This window comes from Dyadobacter sp. CY312, from assembly GCF_021390535.1.
GTDB lineage: Bacteria > Bacteroidota > Bacteroidia > Cytophagales > Spirosomataceae > Dyadobacter.
Genome location: NZ_JAJUXG010000004.1, coordinates 177,663 through 200,880 on the forward strand (window position 1 = coordinate 177,663; position 23,218 = coordinate 200,880).

The 23,218-nt window shown below is 42.5% G+C and carries 18 protein-coding genes; 11 read left to right on the top strand and 7 right to left on the bottom strand.

Going from position 1 to position 23,218, the window contains the following annotated elements:
• Positions 1-94: 94 nt before the first annotated feature.
• Positions 95-961, bottom strand: coding sequence for a 5-deoxy-glucuronate isomerase (iolB, locus tag LZG71_RS07490; RefSeq protein ID WP_233818623.1), 867 nt, complete (start codon positions 959-961; stop codon positions 95-97).
• 126 nt (positions 962-1,087) lie between these two features.
• On the opposite strand from iolB, the gene LZG71_RS07495 reads away from it, so the two are divergent.
• From LZG71_RS07495 to LZG71_RS07520, 6 genes are all read left to right on the top strand, one after another.
• The gene (locus tag LZG71_RS07495; RefSeq protein WP_233818625.1) at positions 1,088-2,119 is read left to right on the top strand and encodes a LacI family DNA-binding transcriptional regulator; all 1,032 of its coding nucleotides are present in this window, start codon (positions 1,088-1,090) and stop codon (positions 2,117-2,119) included.
• A gap of 88 nt (positions 2,120-2,207) precedes the next feature.
• The gene (locus LZG71_RS07500; protein WP_233818627.1) at positions 2,208-3,098 is read left to right on the top strand and encodes a diiron oxygenase; all 891 of its coding nucleotides are present in this window, start codon (positions 2,208-2,210) and stop codon (positions 3,096-3,098) included.
• Positions 3,095-4,087 carry a 3-oxoacyl-ACP synthase III family protein gene (locus tag LZG71_RS07505; RefSeq protein WP_233818629.1) on the top strand — a complete coding sequence of 331 codons (993 nt, stop codon included), beginning with the start codon at positions 3,095-3,097 and terminating at the stop codon, positions 4,085-4,087. Before LZG71_RS07500 ends, LZG71_RS07505 begins: the two co-directional genes overlap by 4 nt.
• 1 nt (position 4,088) lies before the next feature.
• On the top strand, positions 4,089-5,618 hold the full coding sequence (locus LZG71_RS07510) for a class I adenylate-forming enzyme family protein (protein ID WP_233818630.1): 1,530 nt from the start codon (positions 4,089-4,091) through the stop codon (positions 5,616-5,618).
• Entirely contained in the window at positions 5,615-6,538 is a 924-nt protein-coding gene (locus LZG71_RS07515) for an NAD(P)-dependent oxidoreductase (protein WP_233818632.1), read from the top strand. The genes LZG71_RS07510 and LZG71_RS07515 overlap by 4 nt, the downstream gene beginning before the upstream one ends.
• A gap of 99 nt (positions 6,539-6,637) precedes the next feature.
• Complete coding sequence (locus LZG71_RS07520; RefSeq protein WP_233818634.1) at positions 6,638-7,216, top strand: O-methyltransferase; 579 nt, start codon at positions 6,638-6,640, stop codon at positions 7,214-7,216.
• A 171-nt stretch (positions 7,217-7,387) separates the two neighbouring features.
• Here the strand turns inward: LZG71_RS07520 and LZG71_RS07525 are convergent, their stop codons facing one another.
• The 4 genes from LZG71_RS07525 to LZG71_RS07540 form a co-directional block, all read right to left on the bottom strand.
• Complete coding sequence (locus LZG71_RS07525) at positions 7,388-9,082, bottom strand: RagB/SusD family nutrient uptake outer membrane protein (protein WP_233818636.1); 1,695 nt, start codon at positions 9,080-9,082, stop codon at positions 7,388-7,390.
• A gap of 10 nt (positions 9,083-9,092) precedes the next feature.
• The gene (locus LZG71_RS07530) at positions 9,093-12,029 is read right to left on the bottom strand and encodes a TonB-dependent receptor (RefSeq protein WP_233818695.1); all 2,937 of its coding nucleotides are present in this window, start codon (positions 12,027-12,029) and stop codon (positions 9,093-9,095) included.
• A gap of 668 nt (positions 12,030-12,697) precedes the next feature.
• Positions 12,698-15,241, bottom strand: a complete 2,544-nt coding sequence (locus LZG71_RS07535; protein WP_233818638.1) for an ABC transporter permease — start codon at positions 15,239-15,241, stop codon at positions 12,698-12,700.
• Positions 15,242-15,273: 32 nt separating this feature from the next.
• On the bottom strand, positions 15,274-15,969 hold the full coding sequence (locus LZG71_RS07540; RefSeq protein WP_233818640.1) for an ABC transporter ATP-binding protein: 696 nt from the start codon (positions 15,967-15,969) through the stop codon (positions 15,274-15,276).
• Positions 15,970-16,176: 207 nt separating this feature from the next.
• On the opposite strand from LZG71_RS07540, the gene LZG71_RS07545 reads away from it, so the two are divergent.
• The gene (locus LZG71_RS07545) at positions 16,177-16,881 is read left to right on the top strand and encodes an arylesterase (RefSeq protein ID WP_233818642.1); all 705 of its coding nucleotides are present in this window, start codon (positions 16,177-16,179) and stop codon (positions 16,879-16,881) included.
• A gap of 192 nt (positions 16,882-17,073) precedes the next feature.
• Here the strand turns inward: LZG71_RS07545 and LZG71_RS07550 are convergent, their stop codons facing one another.
• Both LZG71_RS07550 and LZG71_RS07555 read right to left on the bottom strand, forming a co-directional pair.
• Entirely contained in the window at positions 17,074-17,358 is a 285-nt protein-coding gene (locus LZG71_RS07550) for a hypothetical protein (protein WP_233818644.1), read from the bottom strand.
• A gap of 68 nt (positions 17,359-17,426) precedes the next feature.
• Positions 17,427-17,591, bottom strand: a complete 165-nt coding sequence (locus tag LZG71_RS07555) for a lmo0937 family membrane protein (protein ID WP_233818646.1) — start codon at positions 17,589-17,591, stop codon at positions 17,427-17,429.
• Between the two features lie 290 nt (positions 17,592-17,881).
• On the opposite strand from LZG71_RS07555, the gene LZG71_RS07560 reads away from it, so the two are divergent.
• The 4 genes from LZG71_RS07560 to fucP all read left to right on the top strand — a co-directional run bounded on the left by LZG71_RS07560 (position 17,882) and on the right by fucP (position 22,915).
• Complete coding sequence (locus LZG71_RS07560; protein ID WP_233818648.1) at positions 17,882-18,709, top strand: alpha/beta hydrolase family protein; 828 nt, start codon at positions 17,882-17,884, stop codon at positions 18,707-18,709.
• Positions 18,710-18,733: 24 nt separating this feature from the next.
• Positions 18,734-19,492, top strand: coding sequence for an SGNH/GDSL hydrolase family protein (locus LZG71_RS07565; RefSeq protein ID WP_233818650.1), 759 nt, complete (start codon positions 18,734-18,736; stop codon positions 19,490-19,492).
• A gap of 114 nt (positions 19,493-19,606) precedes the next feature.
• On the top strand, positions 19,607-21,406 hold the full coding sequence (locus LZG71_RS07570) for a hypothetical protein (protein WP_233818652.1): 1,800 nt from the start codon (positions 19,607-19,609) through the stop codon (positions 21,404-21,406).
• 258 nt (positions 21,407-21,664) lie between these two features.
• Positions 21,665-22,915, top strand: a complete 1,251-nt coding sequence (fucP, locus tag LZG71_RS07575; RefSeq protein ID WP_233818654.1) for an L-fucose:H+ symporter permease — start codon at positions 21,665-21,667, stop codon at positions 22,913-22,915.
• Positions 22,916-23,218 lie beyond the last annotated feature (303 nt).

Below are 23,218 nucleotides of genomic sequence, written 5' to 3' on the forward strand. Positions count from 1 at the left end.
ATACGGTCTGCACGCTTTTTAGCGGTCTGAACGTTTAGTTTTTTTTAGTTACTTTCTTTGGATTCAGCCCACATAAAAATGTGTGCAGACTCCTTTACACGCCATTCATCTCCGCAGTCACAAGCGGTAATCTTGGGTCAGAGCCTTTCCAGGAATTGTAAATCCAGTCGTGATCCGGATCCGATGTATTGGCAAGAGACTGATCGCTTCCGGCAAGGAAATTGAGATAATAAACATTGTAACCATGCCCGGCTACAACAGGATGGTAACCTTTGGGAACCAATACAGCCTCATTGTTTTTCACCCTGATAATCTCATCCAAAGACCTGTCTTCCGTATACACCTGCTGAATCGCGTAGCCTTGTGGTTTATCAATTTTGTAAAAATATATTTCTTCCAGATTGGCCTCTATCAGGTTTCCGTCAGCGTCTACTTTTCGTTCATCGTGTTTGTGAGCGGGGAAAGAACTCCAATTACCGGAAGGTGTATATACTTCTACGCAGACAATTTTATGACAGTCGAAACCAGGTTCGAGCAAACTGTTAATTTGTCGGTTTGCATTGTCTCCGCCACGGTATTCTATTGCCGCTTCCTCAGGGCGTTTCATTCTGGGTGGGTGATCTTCGTCCGTTGCCACGCGACATATTGCTATATCCGTACTTGCAGATTGAGCAGTTAAGACGAAATCAGTGTTTCTTGATAAATACATGGCATGACCTATTCCACTGAACACATCCTTCCTGCCATTTACAGTCTCCCACGTCTGGCCTTTTGCTTCCACTTTGAAATTTCCACCGAGCAACGCAATACAATATTCGTATTCGCCGGTGTTACCCGTTATTTGTTCGTTGAGATCAAGTATTTTAGCTTCGAAGTTTAAATAGGTCCATCCGGCTTGCTCACTGGTGAGGTGATGATAGGTTTTTGAGTCGCGCTGCGGTCTTATCAGTAAATCACTCATTCGTTATTTTCGATTACATTTGCACAATAATAGTGTTGTATTAATGAAGTACAAAATGTAAATATGTCTATATTGAATGCAAACGTTTGAAAAAATTTATAATTTTTAATTGCCAAAATCCTACTAATGAATTCATCTCGCCCCGTTACCATTAAAGACATTGCCAAACGCTTTCGCTGTTCACCTTCGACGGTTTCCAGGGCGCTAAACGACCATCCGGCTATCAATGAGGATACCCGAAAAAATATACAGGAATATGCTCGTGAAGTAGGTTATCAGCGTAATGAAGTTTCACTTAGTTTGCTCAATAAAAAAACCGCCACATTGGGTGTTGTGGTACCTACAATCAGCAATTATTATGAAACTGCTGTGATAGAGGGGCTTCACAACGTGTTGCAGCCAATGGGTTACACCCTCAATATCTGTGTTACCAATGAGAGTTATTTACTGGAAAAGGAGTATTTATCAAAACTTCTTTCCAACCGGACGGAGGGAATATTCTTATCCGTTTCTCAGGAAACGTACGATTCAGGCTATTATGAACATTTAGAACAGGTCATCCAGCGTAAAACTCCGTTGATTTTCATAGATCGGGAATATGAAGATTTTGAGACAAGTCGCGCAACCGTTGATGACTACCACGGTGCGTTCGCTGCTGTTGAACATCTGATCAATATGGGCTACAAGCAGATCGCACATTTAAAGGGACCAAATGGACTTACTGTTTCAGAGCAGCGTTTTAAAGGTTATAAAGATTGTCTGACTAAATATGGCTTTCCCGTACGTGAAGAGTTGATTATCAATACCAATTTCAGAGTTGAAAGTGCGATTTTGCCGGCCAGAAGATTACTGGAAATGGATTCACCGCCCGACGCGATTTTTGGCGTAAACGATCAGGTTGCAATCGGAGCTATGCGCGTGGCAAAAGATAAAGGACTGCGTATTCCGCAAGACATTGGTTTGGTTGGTTTTGACAATTCACCCATCTCGGCATACACATTCCCCTCACTCACAACTGTAAACAGACCTGGAAGAAAGATCGGCATGGAAGCATCCAGGTTGTTTCTGAGCCAGCTCAATGCATCCGGAGATTTTAGCCATGAAAGCATTGTGTTGCCTTCGGAGCTGATTATCAGGGAGTCGTCGTTGCGAGTTTGAGAATAATAATGTTTTCTACTAAAAAGCGTTAGGTTGGATAGAAGCGTTTATCAGGTAAGCAAAGCCAAACCTTTTAAATATCAATGAGATGGATTCTGTCAACTTTGAGGTTCATGTTGAACGGATGATTCAACTTAGTAAGGATAAACCTTTACTACCCGAAACATACATTCCCTGGGATGATGAGCCCAATGAAGATACTTTGTTTATGCCTGAAAAGCTGGTCTCGCTGGAAGGACATGAATTATGGGCAACACTAACCAGATCGCAACAAATTGAATTGGGCAGACTCGAAGTGGTTCAGGTGATGTATTCCTACGCCTGGTCAGAAACACTAGCCTGTTATTTTTTCAACCGTCACCTGTTAAAGTTAAATCCTGATTCGATAGAGTATCGTTTTTTGATTCGTGAGATCATTGAAGAATTCAGGCATCAGGAAATGTTTGGCATGGCTATCCGCAAGCTGGACAGAAAGCCCATACTGCCCACACGACTACATCATTTTTTTGGAAATTTTACCGTGAAATGGCTTCCGTCTTCCTTGGTGTTTATGTCTGTATTATCTGTTGAGCTAATGGCAGATATTTACGCCAAACACATCAGGAAAGACGATAAGGTGTTTTCCGTCATGCGCAAGTCGTCGGAACTGCATCATATTGAAGAGGGCAGACATATATTCTACACAGAAGCGTGGTTGAAGAAGTTTACTCATAATGCAGGTTTTTTCAAAGCCAGCTCATACAGCATTATCGTCATGCTGAATGTCTATTTTATGCGTACACTTTATGTACAAAAGCGATTTTTTGAGCAAATGGGAGTTAGTGACCCCGACTTGTATTACCGGGAAGCGAATCAGAATTACAACAAAAAATTCGTTGAGCATGCGCTTGGAGCAACGGTTGAGTTTGTGAAGAGTTTCAATGGGTTTAACTGGCTCACAAAACCGTTATGGAATTGGATCTTAAAGGTAAAATTATGAGCAAGGCAACAATAAAGTCCGTAGCCACATATTTACCCGAAAACGTGGTTCATAATCTGGAAATTGAGGGTAAGGTAAAGTTAGAAGGAGGAGGTATTGGTGAGGGTATTCTTGAAAAGCTTTTTGGGAGCCAGACACGAAGAGTTGCCTCGGACGAGGTGCAGGTAAGCGACATCGCCAGCGAGGCAGGCAGGAAGATTATTCAGGCAAACAGGGATACAAACATCGATCTTCTAATTTTTGCAGCAGCTTCTTCTGATCTCATTGAGCCGGCGACTGCAAATATCATCCAAACCAAACTAGGGCTTAAATGTCCGGTGATGGATATTAAGAATGCATGCAACAGTTTTGTTACGGCAATCCAGGCCGCATCGGCATTTATCGAATCCGGAATGTACAGGAATGTCCTTATTGTTTGTGGAGAAAAACTAAGTGAAGTAATCAATTATTCCCCTCGGGATAGCGAGCATTTAAAAAGATGTATTCCGGGATATACATTGGGTGATGCCGGTGCTGCCATGTTGATTGGTAAAAATGGTGGTAGTGAAATTGTTTATCAGAAATTCAGGTCATGGGGTGAGCATTGGCAACTTTGCACAGTAGAGGGAGGAGGATCTCTGGCTTACCGTGATTACGATAAATATTATTTTCAAAGTGATTCCAGAGCGCTGTATAAAATATTCGAGAGCGAGGGGCCAAAATTTGTGAATGAATGCCTGACTGAGGCTGGTTGGAGGCGGGAAGATATAAATTGTGTGGTGTGTCATCAGATTTCGTCAGCAACAACAAGCCAGATTTCAAAAAACATGGGCATCGAAGAATCGAGGTTTGTAAATACTTTTTCCAAATACGGAAACACCGCGGCGGCAACAATTCCGCTGGCTCTTCATGAGGCCATTGTGGAAGGTAAATTAAGGAAGGGAGATAAGTTAATGCTGATGGGGCTTGCTGCGGGTGTAAGTTTATCGGTACAACTAGTGGAATGGTAGTATGACTCATTATACCAATTACTTTATTCAATCACTTAGGGCTCTCCATGCGTCGGACATTATTTTGTACGATGGGAAAAAGTCTGTAACAGCTGGTTACCTGCTAGAATCCGCTTATGCGCTGGCTTCCGGTTTACAAGCCAATGGTGTGAAAAAGGGTGACAGAATTGTGATGGCGGTAAAGCCAGGGATTGAGTTTTTACAAATCATGTATGCCAATATGATGGTAGGAACCACCGTTGCCATTATAGATCCGGAAATGGGAAGAGAAAATTATCTGCAAAAATTGAAGCAGTTTGCTCCGAATCACGCTTTCGTAGACAGCATGCTTGTGTTGCTAAATGAGCATCCGCTACTGAAATTTGTTGTTCTGAAATTGAGTAAAACCGTTCCATCTTTTCCTCGAATCAAAAATTGCCAGTTGTTTACATCAGGTACAAGGCTACCATTGTTTCAAAAGCACACGGTTGTTTCCCGGTTGGTTAAAGAAAAAAGCGGTATAATGAACTTTGTCTCAATAGATGAGAAAAGCGATTTTTTGGTAACATATACAAGTGGTACATTAAGTGAGCCGAAAGGTGTGGTTCACCATTATTTGGGCCTGTCCAACAGTATCAGGCATTTGACTAAATTATTGCTTGATAACAAAGATGAAATTTTGGCCACACACTTGCCGCATTATGCACTGTTGGGAATTAACGCTGGGATAAAGGTTTATTTGTGGGATAATAAAATGGATGCCGCAGCAAAAGTTGCCTTTATAACGGAACGAAATATTACAACCTTGTTTGGCCCGCCCAGTGACTTTGTACCCATCATTAACTATTTGAGCAATAAGGGAGCTCACTTTCCTGATTGTGTCAAAAATCTGTATCTGGGATCTGCTCCAATTTATAACTCATTTTTGTCGCGTCTCGTCCAGCTGTCTGATTCGTTGAAAGTAACCTGCATGTATGGAATGACCGAGAATTTAATGGTTACAATCCAGGATGGGCGTGAAAAACTGGCTGACCTCACGCAGGGCGACCTGGTTGGAAAACCTTTGCCTGATGTTGAGATAACCATTGCCGACGATGGCGAAATCTGCCTGCAATCGGATCAGATGTATTCGCATTACTGGCAGCAGGAAAAAACGCAAAAGGTCCATTTAACTGGTGATATGGGTAAAATGGATGATCAGGGGCGACTTGTTCTTCTTGGCAGAAAAAAGGATATGATCATACGGGGCAATTTTAATATTTATCCCGGTTTGTATGAGCCCACCATACATAAAATAGAAGGTGTAAAAGAGGCTGTTATGATGGGTGTTTACAACAGTGATATTGCGGACGAGGAAATTATTTTGGTAATAGACGGTGAAGAGGGGCTTGATGTACGAAACATCATGAAACAATTGGTTGCAGGGCCGTATTCGATTGATAAGGAAGCCCTACCAGATAAAATCTTATTTATGCCTATACCACATTCTGGTCGACAGGCAAAGATAGACAGGAAGCTACTCTTGAGTCAGTTAAGTACGAAAAATCAATGAAGATACTGGTTACAGGTGCATCGGGATTTATCGGAAGTAATATTGTGGAATCTCTTGCCGCTTATGAAACCAACGATATTTGGGCAACCGGAAGGTCGTTTACCCTGAAATTTGACCATTTCGAAAATGTAACATATTTTCAGCTGGATTTGAGTGAAGGGCTTCCGGATCTAATCTTTGATGTTTGTATACATTGTGCCGGTTTGGCTGATGATAAGGCGACACGAGAACAATTCAACAAGCACAATGTAAAAGCAACCGAAAATTTGTTACGGGCTCTTCGTGGTTGTAAAACATTCATTTTCATCTCTTCTGCCTCGGTTTATGATTATGCCGATGGTAAAGTAAAGTATGAAGAAGATGCTCATTTGGATAATGACCTTTCTCTGTACGGTCATAGTAAGCTGCTTGCAGAAGATTTAGTACGTGCTTCGGGAATCTGTTCAGTGTACATTTTAAGACCAAGAGCAGTCTATGGACGTGGGGACAGAGTTTTGTTGCCTCGCATTCTTGGCCTGATCCGCAGAGGGAGAATGATTTTGCCGGCAAATGTTACTGGCAAAGCGAGCATGACACATGTTCAAAACCTCGCTGAGGTGGTACAAAAGTGTATTGGTCAGTCAGCTGCCGGAATACATGTGTTTAATGTAGCTGATAAGAGAATTTACGATCTGAGGGAGATATTCGGAGCGATTTTGCAGCGGAAGTTCGGAAAGAAACGATTCTTTTATATACCGGGATCGGTTGTGGTATTTTTTGTTTTTTTAGGATCTTATCTGAGAGGGGCAGGGAGACTAAGCAGGCAATCACTAAAATATATCACAGAAGATTCAGTAATTGATGTGGGCAAAGTGGAAAAATTAGTAGGATACAAAGGGCAACATGAATTTTTTAACAGTGTAGCGGACTTGGATATTTGAAACCTAAGAAGTTGCATTGAAATATACTTGACACAGCAATTTTCAAGATCAGTATAACCCGAATTGCCATCTGTAATAATTTCTAAAACAATAAAATAAATGACCGAAGAAATCAATCAACCTTATCCTCAATTCTACAACGAAATTGATGCTGCCACAAAAGAGTCCGGTTTTACAATGGCTTCTGATGTGCTTACATGTTCACTACTAAGAACATTGGCTGCTACCAAGCCGGGAGGGAAGTTTCTGGAACTGGGAACCGGAACAGGATTGTCGACAGCCTGGATTCTGGAAGGAATGGATCAGAGTTCTACTCTTGTTTCTATTGACAATGAAGCTAAATTTCTTGAAATAGCCGATCAGTTTCTCGGTGCGGATAAACGTTTGACTTTGGTGGAAACCGATGGAGCTGCGTGGGTGGAAGCAAACATTAATGAGAAGTACGACTACATTTTCGCCGATACCTGGCATGGAAAATACCTGCTTCTGGATGAAGTTTTGGACATGTTAAATCCTGGCGGGCTGTACATTATTGATGATATGCTTCCTCAACCCAACTGGCCCGAAGGTCATGATCAAAAGGCGATAAATCTGGTCAAGTATCTCGATTCCAGAGCGGATTTATTCCTGACCAAACAGGTTTGGGCGACTGGTATTATAGTGGGAGTGAAGCGGTAAAGAAATGGGGCTTTTCCAAATTTGGTTTTATTAAGATCTCCTCAGTTAATGACATTAAATAAACCAGAGTTTGTCTAACAGTTTTGGTAGCCAATCAATATTGTGATAAAAACAAAAACGAGCCAATCCTTTCAGATTGACTCGTTTTGCATTATTCAGCTTAGGTTAAAATCAATATCCGTCATTTTGTTTCATATAACCTGGCAGGTTAGATGCACCGTCAATGGCGTTTTGCGGAATTGGAAAGATTCTTTTCTTCACATCAGCATTGGTTTTCTCTGTCCATTTTCCTTCGTATTTTCCAAAACGGATCATATCCGGGCGACGAACCATTTCCCAATAAAATTCAAATCCACGCTCGCGGAAGAGCAGATCAAGTGACATGGAAGTAAGTGCTGGTGGAGGGGTTGTGGCTGTTCTTGCTGCACGAACGGTGTTTACATCTGCCAATGCACCGGCTGCGTCGTTGCCTTTACGCAATTTCGCTTCGGCACGCATCAGGTAAATATCTGCAAGGCGCAGAATAACGATGTCTGCATCACCTCTGTTACGACCTGTGTTTGACTTCTTACCAAACTCATATTTCGAAACCCGGTAACCTGAATTGTAATTACTTCCTGCGGTTGTGAAATCAATCGTTTGTGAAAAACTAACCGGAAGATCCGCTCTGTTTCTGGTGAGGTAAGCCAATTTGCCCACTTTTAGTTTGCCATCCGGACATCTTAAAAACGCACCATTAATCCGAATTGCACCATACTGCTGGTCACGTAGAATTCCACGGTTGATTTTGTAATCTGCATCGTTCACACAGGTATCCGCTTTGTTGGAATAAATTGACATGTTTTCCTGATAAAAACGCGGATCGCGTTTTGGATCAACTGCTCCGTAAGCCTCTACCCAGGTCTGGTAAAAATCGCTGGTGATACCTGGTCCGTCTGTTCCGTTGGCAGCAGGGAATTCAGCAAGCGGGAACTGATCTCCGGAAATAGAGAAATATGCCATACGGTTGTGTCCGTTTAAGTCTGCCCGCTGATCAACTGCGAAAATAAGCTCTTCGTTAGAGTGATTGTCATCGTTGAAAAGCTTAAAGTAATCCGGCGATAATTTAGCTTGTCCGGAAGCAATGATTTTATCCGTATACAAAATCACCTTATCCATATCCGCAGCCGGGAAGTCGAATGTGGCTCCGTAAATGTTACGATAAACCGCCGAGTTCAAATAAAGTCTCGATAACATTCCCCAAACAGCAGCCTGGTTTATTCTACCCGGTCCAACGATTGCTTTGGACTGCACCAAAGGCTCCACAGCAAGCAATTCACTTTCGATGTATTTCACAGCTTCGTCTCCTCTCAGAATGACAGAGGTTGTTCCCGGATCTTCTTTCAGGAATGCAATCCCGAAAAGATCGAGCATGAGCATGTTATAATACGCACGCATCCCGCGGGCTTCCGCCAGATATTGTGCAGCATTAGGATAAGTAGCGCCTTTAAAACTACTGATTGCTGTGATCGATCTCGAAAGAGATTGAACAATAGCATTCCATGTACCATTCACGTTCGGGTCTGTACTGGTGGTGTTGTGCTGATGCAGCGCAAGGTAAATCCCATTATCGCCCCAGTCGGTTCCTCCACGGTAGGGCAGGATGGCCTCATCGGTTGATATTTCCTGTAACGCAAAGTATCTCGTATGCAGGAAGAGGTCCGGCAGAAGTGCGTACACCGGAGCAATAAGCCCGTTGGCTGCTTCTTCGTCCGTAAGCTTTACACTAAGGCTTTCATCAAGAACCTGTTCTTTAAGATCGGTACAGGCGTTTGTCATGAACAAAAGACTCGCCGCTGTAAATATGATTGATAGTTTCTTTTTCATTGTTTTTTAATTAAAAGCCAAGATTAAGACCAAAAATTACTGTTTTAGCCTTCGGATAGCTTAGGTAGTCAACTCCATAAGATGTAATTCCGTTGATCTGACGATCATTGTTCACCTCCGGATCATAACCATTGTATTTGGTCCAAAGGAAGAGATTCTGTCCTGTCACAGATACGCGTGCTGTTTGAATCCATCTGTTGATACCAATTTTGGTGGTGTTCAGGTTGTACCCCAACGAAAGGTTGTTAAGTCGCAGGTAAGCAGCATCTTTCAGGAATCTTGTTGATACAGGAGCGGAGTTGTTGACAGACTCAGCAGACTGGCTCAAAGCTTCCGGTGTTACGTTCAAACCTTTGGAAAGACGTAATTTGTAGAAGTTTGAGTTTGCAGTGTTGTCATATACTTTATTGCCGCCAACACCATTGAAGTTTGCTGTAAGATCAAATCCTTTGTAGCTCACGTTACCACTGAAATTGTACATTCTGGTTGGCAATGCAGTTCCGGCAACAATACGGTCGTTGTCTGTAACAATTCCGTCTCCGTTCACGTCTCTGTAAGTACTAATTCCTTTGTCGTCAAATCCTGTAAATTCTTTCAGGAAAAATGCGCCGATTGGTTGGTTGTTGATGTAACCATTGATGGTTGCAGATGTCAAACCAGAACCTTGTGCCGCACCTGATGGAATGACCGAGTATGGTGAGTTTTCAACTTTATTTTTGATAAAGGTCATGTTACCGCCAACCGAGAAACGAAGTCCGTTTTCAAGTGATTTTCTCAAATTCAGGTCAAATTCAACCCCTTTGTTAATAATACGCATATCAGGAACATTGGTCCAGAAGGAACCCGCTGGTTGAACAGGGTCAGCTGGAATTACTTCTAAAAGCATTTTTTCAGATACTTTGTTGAAGTAGTCAATCTCACCAGTTAACAGTCCCCTAAACAAGCCGAAATCTAAACCGATATCTGTCTGTGTTGATACTTCCCACTGAATGTCCGGATTGGCTAAACGGGTGTAAGTAGTACCGCCTGGATATGGACCTGTTGGAGTAAGCGGATAACTTGTAAGTGCAGAAACGGATGACGTGAATCGCGCCTGAGTAATTTTAGAAGGGATTTCTTGGTTACCAGTTCTTCCCCAGCCAGCTCTCAGTTTCAGGTCAGAGAACGGACCCGACTTCATGAAATCTTCCTCGGATATTCTCCATCCAAGCGAGAAAGAAGGGAAAGCCCCGTACTTGTTGTTATCTCCGAATTTGGAAGAACCATCTACACGTAAAGTGGCTGTTACCAGGTATTTATCCCTAAAACCATAATTTACACGTCCAAAATAGGATTGCAGTTCGTTCACGGTTGCAAAGCCACCTGGTTTGTTCAAAACCATACTCAAATCCTGACCCAAGCCTGGGTTGTAAATAGGCTCAATGTCTGAAATCGGGAATTTCTCAATACTGTAATTGCTTCCCTGAAGTGATATTTTTTGGTATGAATGACCCACCAACGCTGAAAAACTGTGGATTTTGCTATTGAACGTATACGTCAGGTAGTTTTCGATCAATCGGTTTGTATTAGTCTTGCGGTGATCTTCGAGACGTCCAATTTCGTACGGAACAGCATTAGGTCTCCACTGTTTGTTCTCGACAGATGTAGCATTATCTATCCCGAAATTAAGCTTGTACACCAAACCTTTGAAGATCGTAACAGAAGGAGATATGCTGGCGAGCACACGATTCACTACGAGTTTTTCTCTATACAACTTTTGAATAATCAATGGGTTTGTTCCATCCTGATACTGATAAGGTTCGCCATTGTCATCATAGATTTTATACGTAGGGTTAGCCGAAACTGCCGCTCCAATAAGGCTTTGATTATTTGGACGAAGGGTGGTCGTATTGTTCGCATTCAGATTCACGTCAATGGTTACTCTGTCTTCAAACAGCTTCTGAGACAAGTTTATTCTTCCAGTGTAGCGATCCTGCTGGCTGCCTTTTAGAATTCCCTGTTGTTTTTGCACACCAAATGAACCGTAGTAGGTCAGTTTGTCTGTTCCTCCGCCAAGAGAAATGTTGTGGTTATGCGTGGTTGCCGTGCGGGAAATTTCTTTCTGCCAGTCGGTGTCCGCGCCACCATCAATTACAGTGCTTCCCAGTTTGGCTGCTTCTGCCAAAAACTCAGGCCCTGAAAGTACATCCAAGGGACGAGCCATTTTGGAAATGCCAAGGCTTCCGGAATAAGTTACACTTCCCTGACCCGATTTTCCTTTTTTCGTAGTGATGATGATTACACCATTTGCACCACGTGCTCCGTAAATAGCCGTTGCAGATGCATCTTTCAAAACATCCATAGACTCAATATCCTGTGGATTCAGGAAGTTGAGCGGGTTGGCGTCACCACCTGTTCCGCTGTTGTCAAGTGCCATTCCGTCCACAACAAAAAGAGGCGAACTTCCTGTACGTACACCACCCGGACCACGAACGGTAATACTGGTTTTACCACCCGGCTCTCCTGTTGCAGAAGTGATGTTCACCCCGGATACTTTTCCTTGCAAAAGTTGTTCAGGCGAATTGATAATCCCTGAGTTGAATTCTGCGCTTTTAAGTGACTTTACAGAACCTGTAATGTCCTTCTTGGATGTCGTTCCGTATCCGACAACCACCACTTCACCCAGGTTAGAAGCCGATTCTTTCAGGTTGACAACCAGGGAAGTTGCGTTGGATTCTGTGAGCAGGTAGCCAGTCACAGATTGTTTTTCATATCCTATATAGCTCAGTTGCAGGTTGTATTTTGAACCCGTCTGAAGTCTGGCAAACGAAAATTTTCCGGATTCGTCCGTAGTTGCACCTTGTTGACCGGAGCCGTCTTCATTGGTAAGTAATACAGTCACACCAGGAAGACCTTCGCTGGTTCCGTCTGTCACAACTTTACCTGAAAGGGTAATTTCCTGGGCCATAACGATACCAGATGGATTGCCGATGGGCGATGTTCCTGCAAAAGAGGTTGTACACAGGCCGCAAATTGCGGTTAGCTGAAACAGCCTATTCCGAAGTAATCGCCTTTCGATAGAAAAGGTCGATGTTTTTTTCATAAACTCAACTGATTAGTAAATGTTTAATGTGAATAAGTTAGCTCTCTGGCTACAATTAGGGTTGCAAATATGCTACAAGGTAGTAATTGTATTATTGATATAAATAATGTAAAATACCGAATGTTAAATGCAAACGTTTGTAATTTTTTGTAATGTGTAAAAAAAGTTAAGTTCGGTCACAAAGAGCGGGAAGATGACCCTTAATTGGAGTGTAATAGAATTAATAAGAAGAATTTTGGGACTATTTCATTGTTTTGTTTGAAGTTATAATTCGTTTTATGAGGTAGCGAATTAAGGTCACCAATGTTACTTTACTGTTAATTGCCGGTTAAGATTATGTTATAAAGAAGCGCGAACAGACAAATGAAAATATAATGATAAAAGCTATAACGTATCAGTGCAAACGTTTGCAGAATTGGAAGTGTAGCTGCGATGCTAAAAGTTTAGTTGACCAGTTTTACCAAAAAAAATAGCTGCCAACCTTTTTAGGGCTGACAGCTATTTTTGAACTATAGTATTCTTACAAAAATCAGTTATGTGTCCTGGCGCAAAACTTCCAGGGGTGGCTGTGATAATATTCCGCGACTATTGATGAGCCCAATGATTACAGTGAGAATTGATACAAAAAAGAACAGTGCGGCAACCGGTAAAAAATCGGGTTTGAATTCTGCTTCAAAACTGAATTTGGCCAGAGCCCAGCTTCCTGCAAATGCGAGGAGTATTCCGGTGAACGCAGCCAGGGCTCCCAAGAAGAAGTATTCCAAAGCGGTTATCGTGAAAATCTGTTTACGACTTGCTCCCAATGTTCGAAGCAAAACACTTTCCTGCAAACGCTGATACTTGCTGATCATGACAGAAGCGATGAGTACAATTAGGCCGGTTAGAATGCTGAACCCTGCCATGAAACGAATCACAAAACCGATTTTATTGAAAATGTCGTCCAGTACTTTTAGTACGAGAGCAAGGTCAATAATGGAGATGTTGGGAAATTGTTGCACAATAGCCTGCTGGAATTTGGCCGATGCTGCCGGATTAGGCACATGTGTGAGCATTACATGAAACTGTGGTGCTTCTTCCAAAACACCTGTCGGAAACACAACCAGAAAATTCGTTTGCACTTCGCCCCAGTTCACTTCCCTCATGCTTGAAACGTAAGTCTGCATCATGGTTCCCTGTACGTTGAAGGTCATGGTATCGCCCAATGCCAGTCCACTTCGTTTTGCAAACCCCTGTTCCATAGATATCGGAATGAGGGAGCCGTTATTTTTATAAACTCCTTCCCATTTACCTTCTACCAGTTTCTCTGATTTTGTCAGCGAATCCTGAAAAGTAACGCGGTATTCTCTTCCAAATATTCTACCCGATTGTTTGTCGGTGGTGTCTTGTTTGAAATCGGCAGCCGTTTTTCCATTCACTTCTTCCAGTCTCATATTGACAATAGAAACGCTTTGATTCACCGGGACGTTTTGCGATTTAGCCAATGCAAGTACTTCTTCCTTCTGCCCAGGCTGAATATCAAAAAGCACAATGTTAGGTTGGTTTCCACTGGTAGATAAATTCACTCTTGTTAAAAGGATGGTCTGAGTGAAAAACAGCGTACATATCAGCGAAGTACCAAGTCCGATTGAAACAATGAGAATGGCGGTCTGGTTATTAGGACGAAACAAATTTGCCAATCCCTGCCGCCAGAGATAACTCCAGGATGTCGGGAAGAAGCGACGGGTGAGCCACATCAGCAGCAGTGCAGTTAGGTACAGCACAATGAATGATGCTAAAATACCCGCCGTGAAAACGAGCGCCTCAACCCAGGTACGCATTTGCAAAAATGAAAAGCCAAAAATGAACAGAATGATAAGTCCGTAAAGCAGCCAGGTCACAGGATCGCGTTCCGGTTTAGAATCGTTAGAAGTTGCTCTTAAAACATTGAGTGGAGAAACCTTTCTGATTGATAAAAGTGGTGGCAAAGAAAACAGTATCGATATCAACGTTCCAATCGCGAGACCTTGACCGATAGATAGCCAGGAAATATCTGTCGTCAATTCAAATGGTAAAAAATCCTTGATGACAATGGGTAAAAATTGCTGGATTGCAGTTCCGAGAATGGCTCCTAAAATTGATCCGAGAATTCCTATTCCGACTATTTGAATGAGGTATATCAACACAGCCTGATATGCTTTCACGCCCAAACAACGCAGGATAGCGATTGAACTTAGTTTTTCCCTGATGTAAATGTGAATCGCACTTGCAACGCCAATGCAACCTAAAAGTAGTGCAACAAAACCAACGAGTGCCAGAAAGCGAGTAAGATCCTGAAAGGATCTGCCTGTATCTTCTTTTTGGCTTTGCACCGTTTTGTAATCAAGATCAGCATCTTCAAACCGTGGTTCAAGCACTTTTGTCAATGCCTCTACATCCGTTTTGGGTGCGTATTTTATATAGTATCGGTAAGCAACGCGACTCCCTTTTTGCATCAAACCAGTTTCATCAAGATACTGCATCGGAATATAAACCGAAGGAGCCACAGTACTGGTAAGTCCGGTCTGACCCGGTGCTTTCTGTAATATACCGGCAATGGCAAAAGTTACTTCTCCTACCTTGATGGAATCGCCCACTTTGGCCTCGTATTGCAGCATGAGGGTTTGGTCTACCAAAGCCTCTTTTTTATTCCTGAAATCCTTACCAGCCTGAACGGGAATTGTTTCCAATTCGCCGTAGTAGGGATAATTTCCTTGCAGTGCTTTCACCTGAGCCAATCTGTTGCCCCCGCTTTTGGTGAACAAGACCATGGAGGCAAAACTTCTTTCCTCCGATCTTTCGGTTCCAAGAGAGTCAACCATTGTCTTCACTTTCCCTTCCACTGCCTTATTGCCTGAAAGCGCCAGATCTGCCCCAATGAGTGTGGCGGCCTGGTTGTCTATGTTTTGCCTGAGGTTATCTCCAAGAGAATAAATCGCCACCAGTGCGGCTATGCCGAGCACAATAGAGGAAATAAAGAGTAGCAAACGGGAACGATTCTTCCTGCTATCGCGCCAAGCCATTTGTAACAGCCACGAAAAATTTAATCCTTCCTGATTCATTTGAAATACTTTGAATGATAAATTTTTTGTGGTTACTGATTTTGAACGGACGATGGTGCATCGGAAATGATCTTTCCTCCTTTTACTCTGATGATCCGTTGTGTTTTGGCTGCCAAATCCAGGTCGTGCGTTACAACCACCAATGTTGTCCCTGCTTCTCTATTCAATTCAAAAAGAAGTTTGACTACCTTTTCGCTTGTTTCTGCATCCAGATTTCCTGTGGGTTCGTCGGCAAAAAGAATTTTCGGACGGTTGGAAAAAGCCCTTGCAAGAGACACACGTTGCTGCTCGCCACCGCTGAGCTGAGTAGGGTAGTGATGGCTTCTTTCAGCCAGACCTACTTTGTCGAGCAAATCCAATGCACGTGGTTTTACATTTTTTTCGCCGCGCAGCTCCAAAGGAACCATCACGTTTTCCAGTGCGGTAAGTGTCGGCATCAGTTGGAAATTCTGAAATATAAAACCGATATACTGGTTACGTACAGCGGCCAGCTGGTCTTCCGACAACCCATTCAATTTGGTGCCGTGCAGTTCCACAATACCGGAACTCGCACGATCTAAACCGGCACAGAGACCAAGTAATGTTGTTTTACCACTTCCCGAAGGTCCTACAATGGAAACCGTCGAGCCGGTATCGATAGAGAAATTTACGTTGTCAAGAACAGTGAGTGAGCGGTTGCCGCTTTGGTATATTTTACCTACATCTTGCAGGCTGAGTATGGTATCCATCAATGATTTATCTTTTTTAAGTTTACTGTGGTGCTAAGCTTTGGCAACCGTGTTTAAAAACTTTTGGTTCTTACAACGGCGACCTTGTATATAATTATGGTTTGAGCGGCGTTTTACGGTAAATGAACGGCGGTAATGTGAGGGCAATTGTACATTCCGTACTTTTATGTTTTGGTATCAATAAATCTTTAAATTAATATGCCTGATATGCTTATCCAGTCTCGTTTTATCAAATATAAACAATCATTTTTTGTCCTGCTTTTATCGGCAGCACTAATGTTTTCCTGCAATTCGGAAAAAAATAGTGAAGAAAACGGCAAAGATTCTGCACAAGGATCGGCTAAAACACCTGCGGCAGCAAAAAAGACAATCGTATTTTTTGGAAATAGCCTTACCGCTGGTTACGGTCTTGATGATCCATCTCAGGCGTTTTCAGGGTTAATTCAGAAAAAAATTGACTCACTCGGATTGGCCTACAAGGTAATTAATGCAGGAGTTAGCGGTGAAACTACCGCAGGCGGAAACAGTAGGATTGACTGGTTATTGAAACAGCCACTGGATATTTTTGTTTTGGAACTTGGCGGCAACGACGGTCTGCGCGGTATTCCTGTTACGGAAACCCGTAAAAATCTTCAATCAATACTGGATAAGGTAAAAGCGAAATATCCGAATGCGCAGCTTGTGCTTGCCGGAATGCAAATTCCACCGAACATGGGGAAGACTTATTCCAACGAATTCAAGGCGGTTTACAAAGAACTTGCAGACAAGAATAGTATCAAACTGATTCCTTTTCTGCTTGAAGGTGTAGGTGGAGAAGCTAAATTGAACCAGACTGACGGCATACATCCAACAGCGGAAGGACACCGGATTCTGGCTGATAATGTGTGGGTAATTTTGAAGGATATACTTTGAGTTTTCTCGTAGTACACAGTTTTTAGTTAACAGTTCACAGAACGACCGAGCAGGTGTTAAGTAATTGTAAATCTAAGGGTAACAACTTTACTACGAGTCCGTAGTTGAGGTACTGTTAACTGTTAACTTCTGAATTATGGGTCCTGAGTTTAACTACTGTTAACTCCTGACTCCTTTAACTCCTGACTTGCACTAGTTCGGTTTAATTTTCTGCCATAATTCAAGTTTTGCTGCACGAATTTCGTCGGCAGATACATAGTTGTCGAAGGTGTCCATTTTTAGGCCATCTATAAACTTGGGCTTCATTACTCGGGCGAGGTAATCGCGGTCGCTGAAAGGATCCAGCCACCGATCAGAATTGGCTTCACGCAGGAAAATGAGATAGCCCCAGTTCGACTTGTTTTCATGTACATAAAGCCAGACTGAAATCTTGACCTGACTGCCGTCTTTCCTTTTGTAAATTTTGTCGTGGTTCATTGCGTTTGCTTTGGCACAAAAAACTCCGGAAATCTAAGGATTCCCGGAGTTTTTTGCTAGTCAATATTTTAAACCACCCTGTCTCCTCTGATCACACGAAGTATAACGGCCACGATTGCGATAACTAATAGAATGTGGATGATGTTACCAAGTCCGAAGCTTGCAAATCCGAAATAACCGATTAACCAAAGAATAACCAGGATAACGGCTATTGTATAAAGAAGATTTCCCATTGTAGTGATATTTAGGTTAGTAAGATGATATGTTGTTATAACCTTCTTATCCAATTTAAATGCCAGGCATATTTAGCCCCAATCTTTCCCCGCATTCTACATAATTGGTATGTAACAAGTTGCGATAAGAGCTTTCAGTTGTAGAAAATTATCTCAAATGAAAACCTACAACATTATGCATTGTTACTAATTTGTTGATGCGTGGGATTTAGGTGGAAGTAAATATACGGTTTTCATATCTTTGGAATTGATTCTCATTCATAAACTGGTTTCCTATTGTGTGTTCAAAAATGAAAAAATACTTTTTCCTTCTACTAGTTGCCTTCTCAACGTATTCTTCGATAGCCAACGCCTCCATTATCGACACTGTCGAAACATACAGCAATGCGATGAAGAAGAAAATCAAAGCGGTGGTGGTGCGTCCCGATAATTATGAATCATTGAAAGAAATGCCTGTGGTGTATTTGCTGCATGGTTACAGCGATGGGTATAACGGGTGGTTGAAAAAAGGAGATGGTTTTCAGAAAACCGCTGATTTGTATAACATCATGATTGTGTGCCCGGATGGAGGTTACAGCAGCTGGTATTGGGATAGCCCGGTTGATGATAAATTCAAATATGAAACTTATGTTTCCAAAGAACTGGTCGGTTTTATTGACAGCAAATACAAAACGATCAAGGATAGAAAAGGGCGAGCCATCACAGGTTTGAGCATGGGAGGCCATGGTGGATTGTATCTTGGAATTAAACATCAGGATGTATTTGGAGCGGCCGGAAGCATGAGCGGAGGAGTAGATATTCGTCCTTTTCCAAACAACTGGGATATGGCGAAGCGTCTTGGAAGTTATGCCGAAAAACCAGAAAACTGGGAGAAAAATACAGTGATTAATCTGTTGCATTTACTAACACCAAATTCACTCGCACTCATCATCGACTGCGGTACAGACGATTTCTTTTATAAAGTAAATGAAAACCTGCATCAGGAATTGGTATACAGGAACATTCCCCACGATTACATCTCCCGCCCAGGCGGACACAGCTGGCCCTACTGGAAAAATGCTGTACAGTATCAAATGCTGTTTATGAGTAATTTTTTCAATAAGGTTTCTGAAAAATAGTCGATCAACTTTCGGAATACAACAATGCCCTTACGCCGAACTTTCCTGAAAAATATATTGGCTGCAACCGCCATAACGAGTTTATCGGTAAGAGCTACAAGTGCGAAATCGCTGAGTGCTGGTCGCAGTGAGACTTCACAGAACGGCTTGACAATACTTTTTCAGGGAGATTCAATCACGGACGGAAATCGAACCCGAAACAATGACTGGAACCATGTGATGGGACACGGTTATGCGTACACTATTTCAAGCAAACTCTGGTATGAACATCCGGACAAAGGATTTCATTTCCTGAACAGAGGCGTCAGCGGAAATCAGGTTATGGATCTGGCGCAACGCTGGCAAGCCGATGCCATTGACCTCGAACCGGATTGGCTAAGTATTTTGGTTGGCATAAATGATACAGAAGCTTTCATTAAAGGCGATACGCAACGTACGGTAGAACATTTTGAAACCAACTATCGGGCTTTGCTGAAAGAAACCAAAGAGAAGCTTCCAAATGTCAGACTTGTACTTGGAGAGCCGTTCATTTTGCCAGTCGGAAGGGTAAAAGACAAATGGGAATTGTATCAGTTGGAAGTCGGAAAAAGACAGGAAGTGGTAAAACGACTGGCAACGGAGTTCAAAGCTATTCATGTTCCTTTCCAGTCTGCTTTCAACGAAGCTCTTGCCAAAGCGCCTGCGGAATACTGGATTTGGGATGGCATTCATCCCATGCCGGCAGGTCATGAATTGATGGCAAGACTCTGGCTTGAAAAAACAGGTGCTGAACTGGGCATTTAGATATTCTATAATGCTTCCCTGATTTTTATCAGCCTTGTGCCTAACGCAGGTCAATTTTTCTGAACCTGCGGTGTTATAGTTTTGGATCTTCAAATTTATTGCTCCCGGCAAATCATGATCCAGACAAACAAAACGCATACTTTTCATATTCCGGTTCTCGGATTGGGCTATTCTGTTGATACGCCCATCAAAGTTTCTCCATTCGGAATTTCGTCCGTGGCCTCCATTGTCGACGACGAAATGATTGAGCGGATGAGAAAACATCATACCATTCAGCACAATGAAGTTTTTGTACCGATTTCCAAGAGTGACACCGATTTTCGTAGTAAACGGATCACTGCTTATCTGGATTTGATGGACAGGATCATCGACAACCATTTCAAGCGTTTGCAAAACGAACCTTTCGAACCTGGGACTGATATTACCAGATATTTTGAATTACTCCCGGATAGCTCTCCACTAAAAACAGATTATCTGCAAATGCTTGAAATGCCAGATGGCGAAGCAAAAAATGCTTTTCAGTCGGAGCTCAGAAAGCAGATTTCAAAAGGAGCGATTGACGTGAACATCATGTCGAAGGTAGATAAGTTGAATACGGATGTATATGGTGAACCGCTCGACGATAAATTTTCCGATGCTTCCGCTGCCTTGCGCGGATTTGCCAACAGTACTTTAACTTCCTCTTTGGTATTATCGGCAGGAATGAACCCTAGATTATATAATTATCTCGAAAACTTTCCTGATTTTTTTCCTGACGAAAATGGTCATTTGATCAAAAAAATCATTCTTAAAGTAAGCGATTTCCGCTCTGCGTTTATCCAGGCAAAGTTTTTGGCGAAAAAAGGAATCTGGGTTTCAGAGTTTCGTATTGAATCTGGTCTCAATTGCGGAGGGCACGCATTTGCGACAGAAGGCTATTTGTTAGGGCCTATTCTGGAAGAGTTTAAAATCCGTAAGCATGAAATGCTGACTGAGCTTTATGGTTTATACTGTGTGGCGTTATCGACAAAAGAAATTGAAATACATGCAGCTCCACAGCAGCGCATTACGGTACAAGGCGGAATTGGGACAGCCGAAGAAGATCGTTTCTTAATGGATCATTACGAAGTAGACGCAACCGGTTGGGGCAGTCCGTTTTTGCTGGTGCCGGAAGTAACCAATGTAGATGATGAAACACTGAAAGACCTTGTCAGCGCTAAAAGTGAGGATTATTATGTAAGCAATTCTTCGCCACTCGGTGTTCTCTTTAATAATTTCAAAAAAAGCAGTGCTGAAAAACAACGGTTGGAAAGAATTACAAAAGGCAAACCGGGCAGTCCGTGTAAGAAAAAATACCTGGTATCGAATACCGAGTTTACTAAGGAACCGATCTGTACAGCTTCAAGAGAATATCAGAATCTGAAAATCAAACAGTTGCAGTCCATTGAGCCAAAACCAGCGGATTACGATCAGCAGTTCAACAACATTACCGAAAAGCTGTGTTTGTGTGAAGGATTGAGCACGTCAACTTTGCTGAAAAACAAACTGTTGACACCTCGTGAAAATCATGCAGTTTCGATTTGCCCCGGTCCAAATCTGGCCTGGTTTTCTAAAGTTTATTCGTTGGATGAAATGGTGAAACACATTTACGGTAAACTGGATTTGCTCTGCGACGTGAACCGTCCGAACATGTTTATCAATGAGCTAAATCTCTACATGGAGCATTATCGGAAAGATATTGAAACACAAGCTCAGGTCATCAACGAGAAAAAGAAAAAGTACCTGCAAAAGTTTAAGGATCAGCTTTTAGTAGGAATAGAGTATTACAAAGAACTCATTCCGCAGCTGACCAACCAGACGAATGTATACCGTGAGGAGATGTTTTTACAGCTCAGTGCTATTGAGTTGCAGTTGAAAACTTATGCGGTGATGTAATTTATTGATTTTCTGTTGCAATCGTCCTGTTATAAGCTGCCAATGCTGGTGGTTTGCGGCAGGACGATTGGTGTATTAGAAGAATTTACAAACCTCACTTCGGAATTGATTTCAGGCAGAATGTCGACTCGAATGGGATGTAGGCGTACTTATTTAGCAATTGCCCAAAAATTTAAACCCTGGGTAGTTTTTAACTTTCTGTGACTTACATTTGTGAAAATAGAACCTACCTTACATTTAATTTTACTTTTCAGCTAAATGAGTAACTTTTCTTCGCCTGCTGATTCGGCGGCGCCACCCAAGTTCACAGATCAGAAATACCTCATCACACTCATCTTTGTTACGTCCCTTTTCATGTTCTGGGGTATTGCCATTACCATGGGCGACGTTTTGAACAAACACTTTCAGCATACTTTAAGTCTTACCAAAACACAGTCGGCATTTGTGCAGTTCGCTATTTTCGGGGCGTATGGTGTAATGGGTATTCCAGCCGGATTATTCATGAAACGGTTCGGTTATAAAAACGGCGTATTATTTGGTCTTACGCTTTTTGCCGCCGGTTCTTTTCTGTTCGTACCAGCTGCTGCGGCTGCTTCATTCCCATTTTTTGGTATAGCGCTGTTTATTCTCGGATGCGGTATTTCTACACTTGAAACGGTAGCACACCCATTTGTAGCCTCGCTTGGAGACCAACGCACAAGTGATTTGCGGATCAATTTTGCGCAGGCTTTTAATGCTCTTGGGACGATCATCGGACCGGCTGTCGGATCTTATTTCTTGTTGAGAAACAACGTGGAAGGTAGTTCAGATCTTACTTCGGTCAAAACACTATACATCGTTATAGGAAGCGTAATCGCATCCATCGCTGTGCTTTTTTCTTTCGTTAAAGTACCTGCACTTACCGATCCGCATGCTACAACAGATACGCCGGGAGCTAATGTGGACACTGCACCTGGGAAAACACTTTTCCAACACAAACATTTTAAATGGGCTGTGTTAGCACAGTTTTTCAATGTGGCAGCGCAAGCTGGTACATGGGCGTTTTTTATCAATTACGGTCATGAGAAAATGGGCTTTACCGATGCGGTAGCAGGAAATTACATGATCTTGTTTTTTGTGCTGATGTTGATTGGTCGTTTTGTCGGCACATTTCTGATGCGCTTCATTGCGCCTCCTTCGCTACTAGCCATTTTTGCCGCGTGCAACATCGTGATGTGCTTAATTATTGCGCAGAGCTGGGGATGGCCTTCGTTTATAGCGTTGATGATGCTGAACTTCTTTTTCAGTATTATGTTCCCAACCATTTTTAGTTTGGGATTAAAAAACCTCGGAGCTCATACGCAACAAGCATCTTCATTCATTTCTATGGGTGTTGTAGGTGGTGCGTTTTTCCCGTTTGCGATGGGCGCAGTTGCCGAGCATGATGTGGCAGTAGCTTATTACTTGCCAATCATTTGCTATACTGTAATTTTCTTTTTCGGGTATAAGTTTTATAAGGTGCAGAAGTAGGAGGGAGAGGAGTTAAGGGAAGTTAGGTAGTTAAGATGTTACCGGCGTGGTATATGTTTGGACTGCTAATACCTCTGTCTTGATCGCCAAGGTTTGTTTCTTAGTCGCCAAGGTTTGTGTCCGCACTGCCGAGGTTTGTGTCCTCACAAACCTTGAAGCGCAGGCTTTTTCGGCAAGTTCAGGGCGAAAAGAGAGTCGTTTGTGGAGACACAAACGATGGTAAAATAGAAAAGAAACTCGTTGGTGAGAACACAAACGAGGGCATATCAAAAAATATAATTGGTAAATTAATAGAAGGCTGAC

What these genes read in the sequence shown, in the direction of transcription:
- LZG71_RS07560 (WP_233818648.1), top strand. Translation starts at nt 17,882, where the DNA reads ATGAAAAAATACTTTTTCCTTCTACTAGTTGCCTTCTCAACGTATTCT.
- LZG71_RS07515 (WP_233818632.1), top strand. Translation starts at nt 5,615, where the DNA reads ATGAAGATACTGGTTACAGGTGCATCGGGATTTATCGGAAGTAATATT.
- LZG71_RS07530 (WP_233818695.1), bottom strand. Translation starts at nt 12,029, where the DNA reads ATGGCCCAGGAAATTACCCTTTCAGGTAAAGTTGTGACAGACGGAACC.
- LZG71_RS07525 (WP_233818636.1), bottom strand. Translation starts at nt 9,082, where the DNA reads ATGAAAAAGAAACTATCAATCATATTTACAGCGGCGAGTCTTTTGTTC.
- LZG71_RS07520 (WP_233818634.1), top strand. Translation starts at nt 6,638, where the DNA reads ATGACCGAAGAAATCAATCAACCTTATCCTCAATTCTACAACGAAATT.
- LZG71_RS07545 (WP_233818642.1), top strand. Translation starts at nt 16,177, where the DNA reads ATGCTTATCCAGTCTCGTTTTATCAAATATAAACAATCATTTTTTGTC.
- LZG71_RS07565 (WP_233818650.1), top strand. Translation starts at nt 18,734, where the DNA reads ATGCCCTTACGCCGAACTTTCCTGAAAAATATATTGGCTGCAACCGCC.
- LZG71_RS07505 (WP_233818629.1), top strand. Translation starts at nt 3,095, where the DNA reads ATGAGCAAGGCAACAATAAAGTCCGTAGCCACATATTTACCCGAAAAC.
- LZG71_RS07535 (WP_233818638.1), bottom strand. Translation starts at nt 15,241, where the DNA reads ATGAATCAGGAAGGATTAAATTTTTCGTGGCTGTTACAAATGGCTTGG.
- LZG71_RS07570 (WP_233818652.1), top strand. Translation starts at nt 19,607, where the DNA reads ATGATCCAGACAAACAAAACGCATACTTTTCATATTCCGGTTCTCGGA.
- iolB (WP_233818623.1), bottom strand. Translation starts at nt 961, where the DNA reads ATGAGTGATTTACTGATAAGACCGCAGCGCGACTCAAAAACCTATCAT.
- LZG71_RS07550 (WP_233818644.1), bottom strand. Translation starts at nt 17,358, where the DNA reads ATGAACCACGACAAAATTTACAAAAGGAAAGACGGCAGTCAGGTCAAG.
- LZG71_RS07495 (WP_233818625.1), top strand. Translation starts at nt 1,088, where the DNA reads ATGAATTCATCTCGCCCCGTTACCATTAAAGACATTGCCAAACGCTTT.
- LZG71_RS07555 (WP_233818646.1), bottom strand. Translation starts at nt 17,591, where the DNA reads ATGGGAAATCTTCTTTATACAATAGCCGTTATCCTGGTTATTCTTTGG.
- LZG71_RS07510 (WP_233818630.1), top strand. Translation starts at nt 4,089, where the DNA reads ATGACTCATTATACCAATTACTTTATTCAATCACTTAGGGCTCTCCAT.
- LZG71_RS07540 (WP_233818640.1), bottom strand. Translation starts at nt 15,969, where the DNA reads ATGGATACCATACTCAGCCTGCAAGATGTAGGTAAAATATACCAAAGC.
- fucP (WP_233818654.1), top strand. Translation starts at nt 21,665, where the DNA reads ATGAGTAACTTTTCTTCGCCTGCTGATTCGGCGGCGCCACCCAAGTTC.
- LZG71_RS07500 (WP_233818627.1), top strand. Translation starts at nt 2,208, where the DNA reads ATGGATTCTGTCAACTTTGAGGTTCATGTTGAACGGATGATTCAACTT.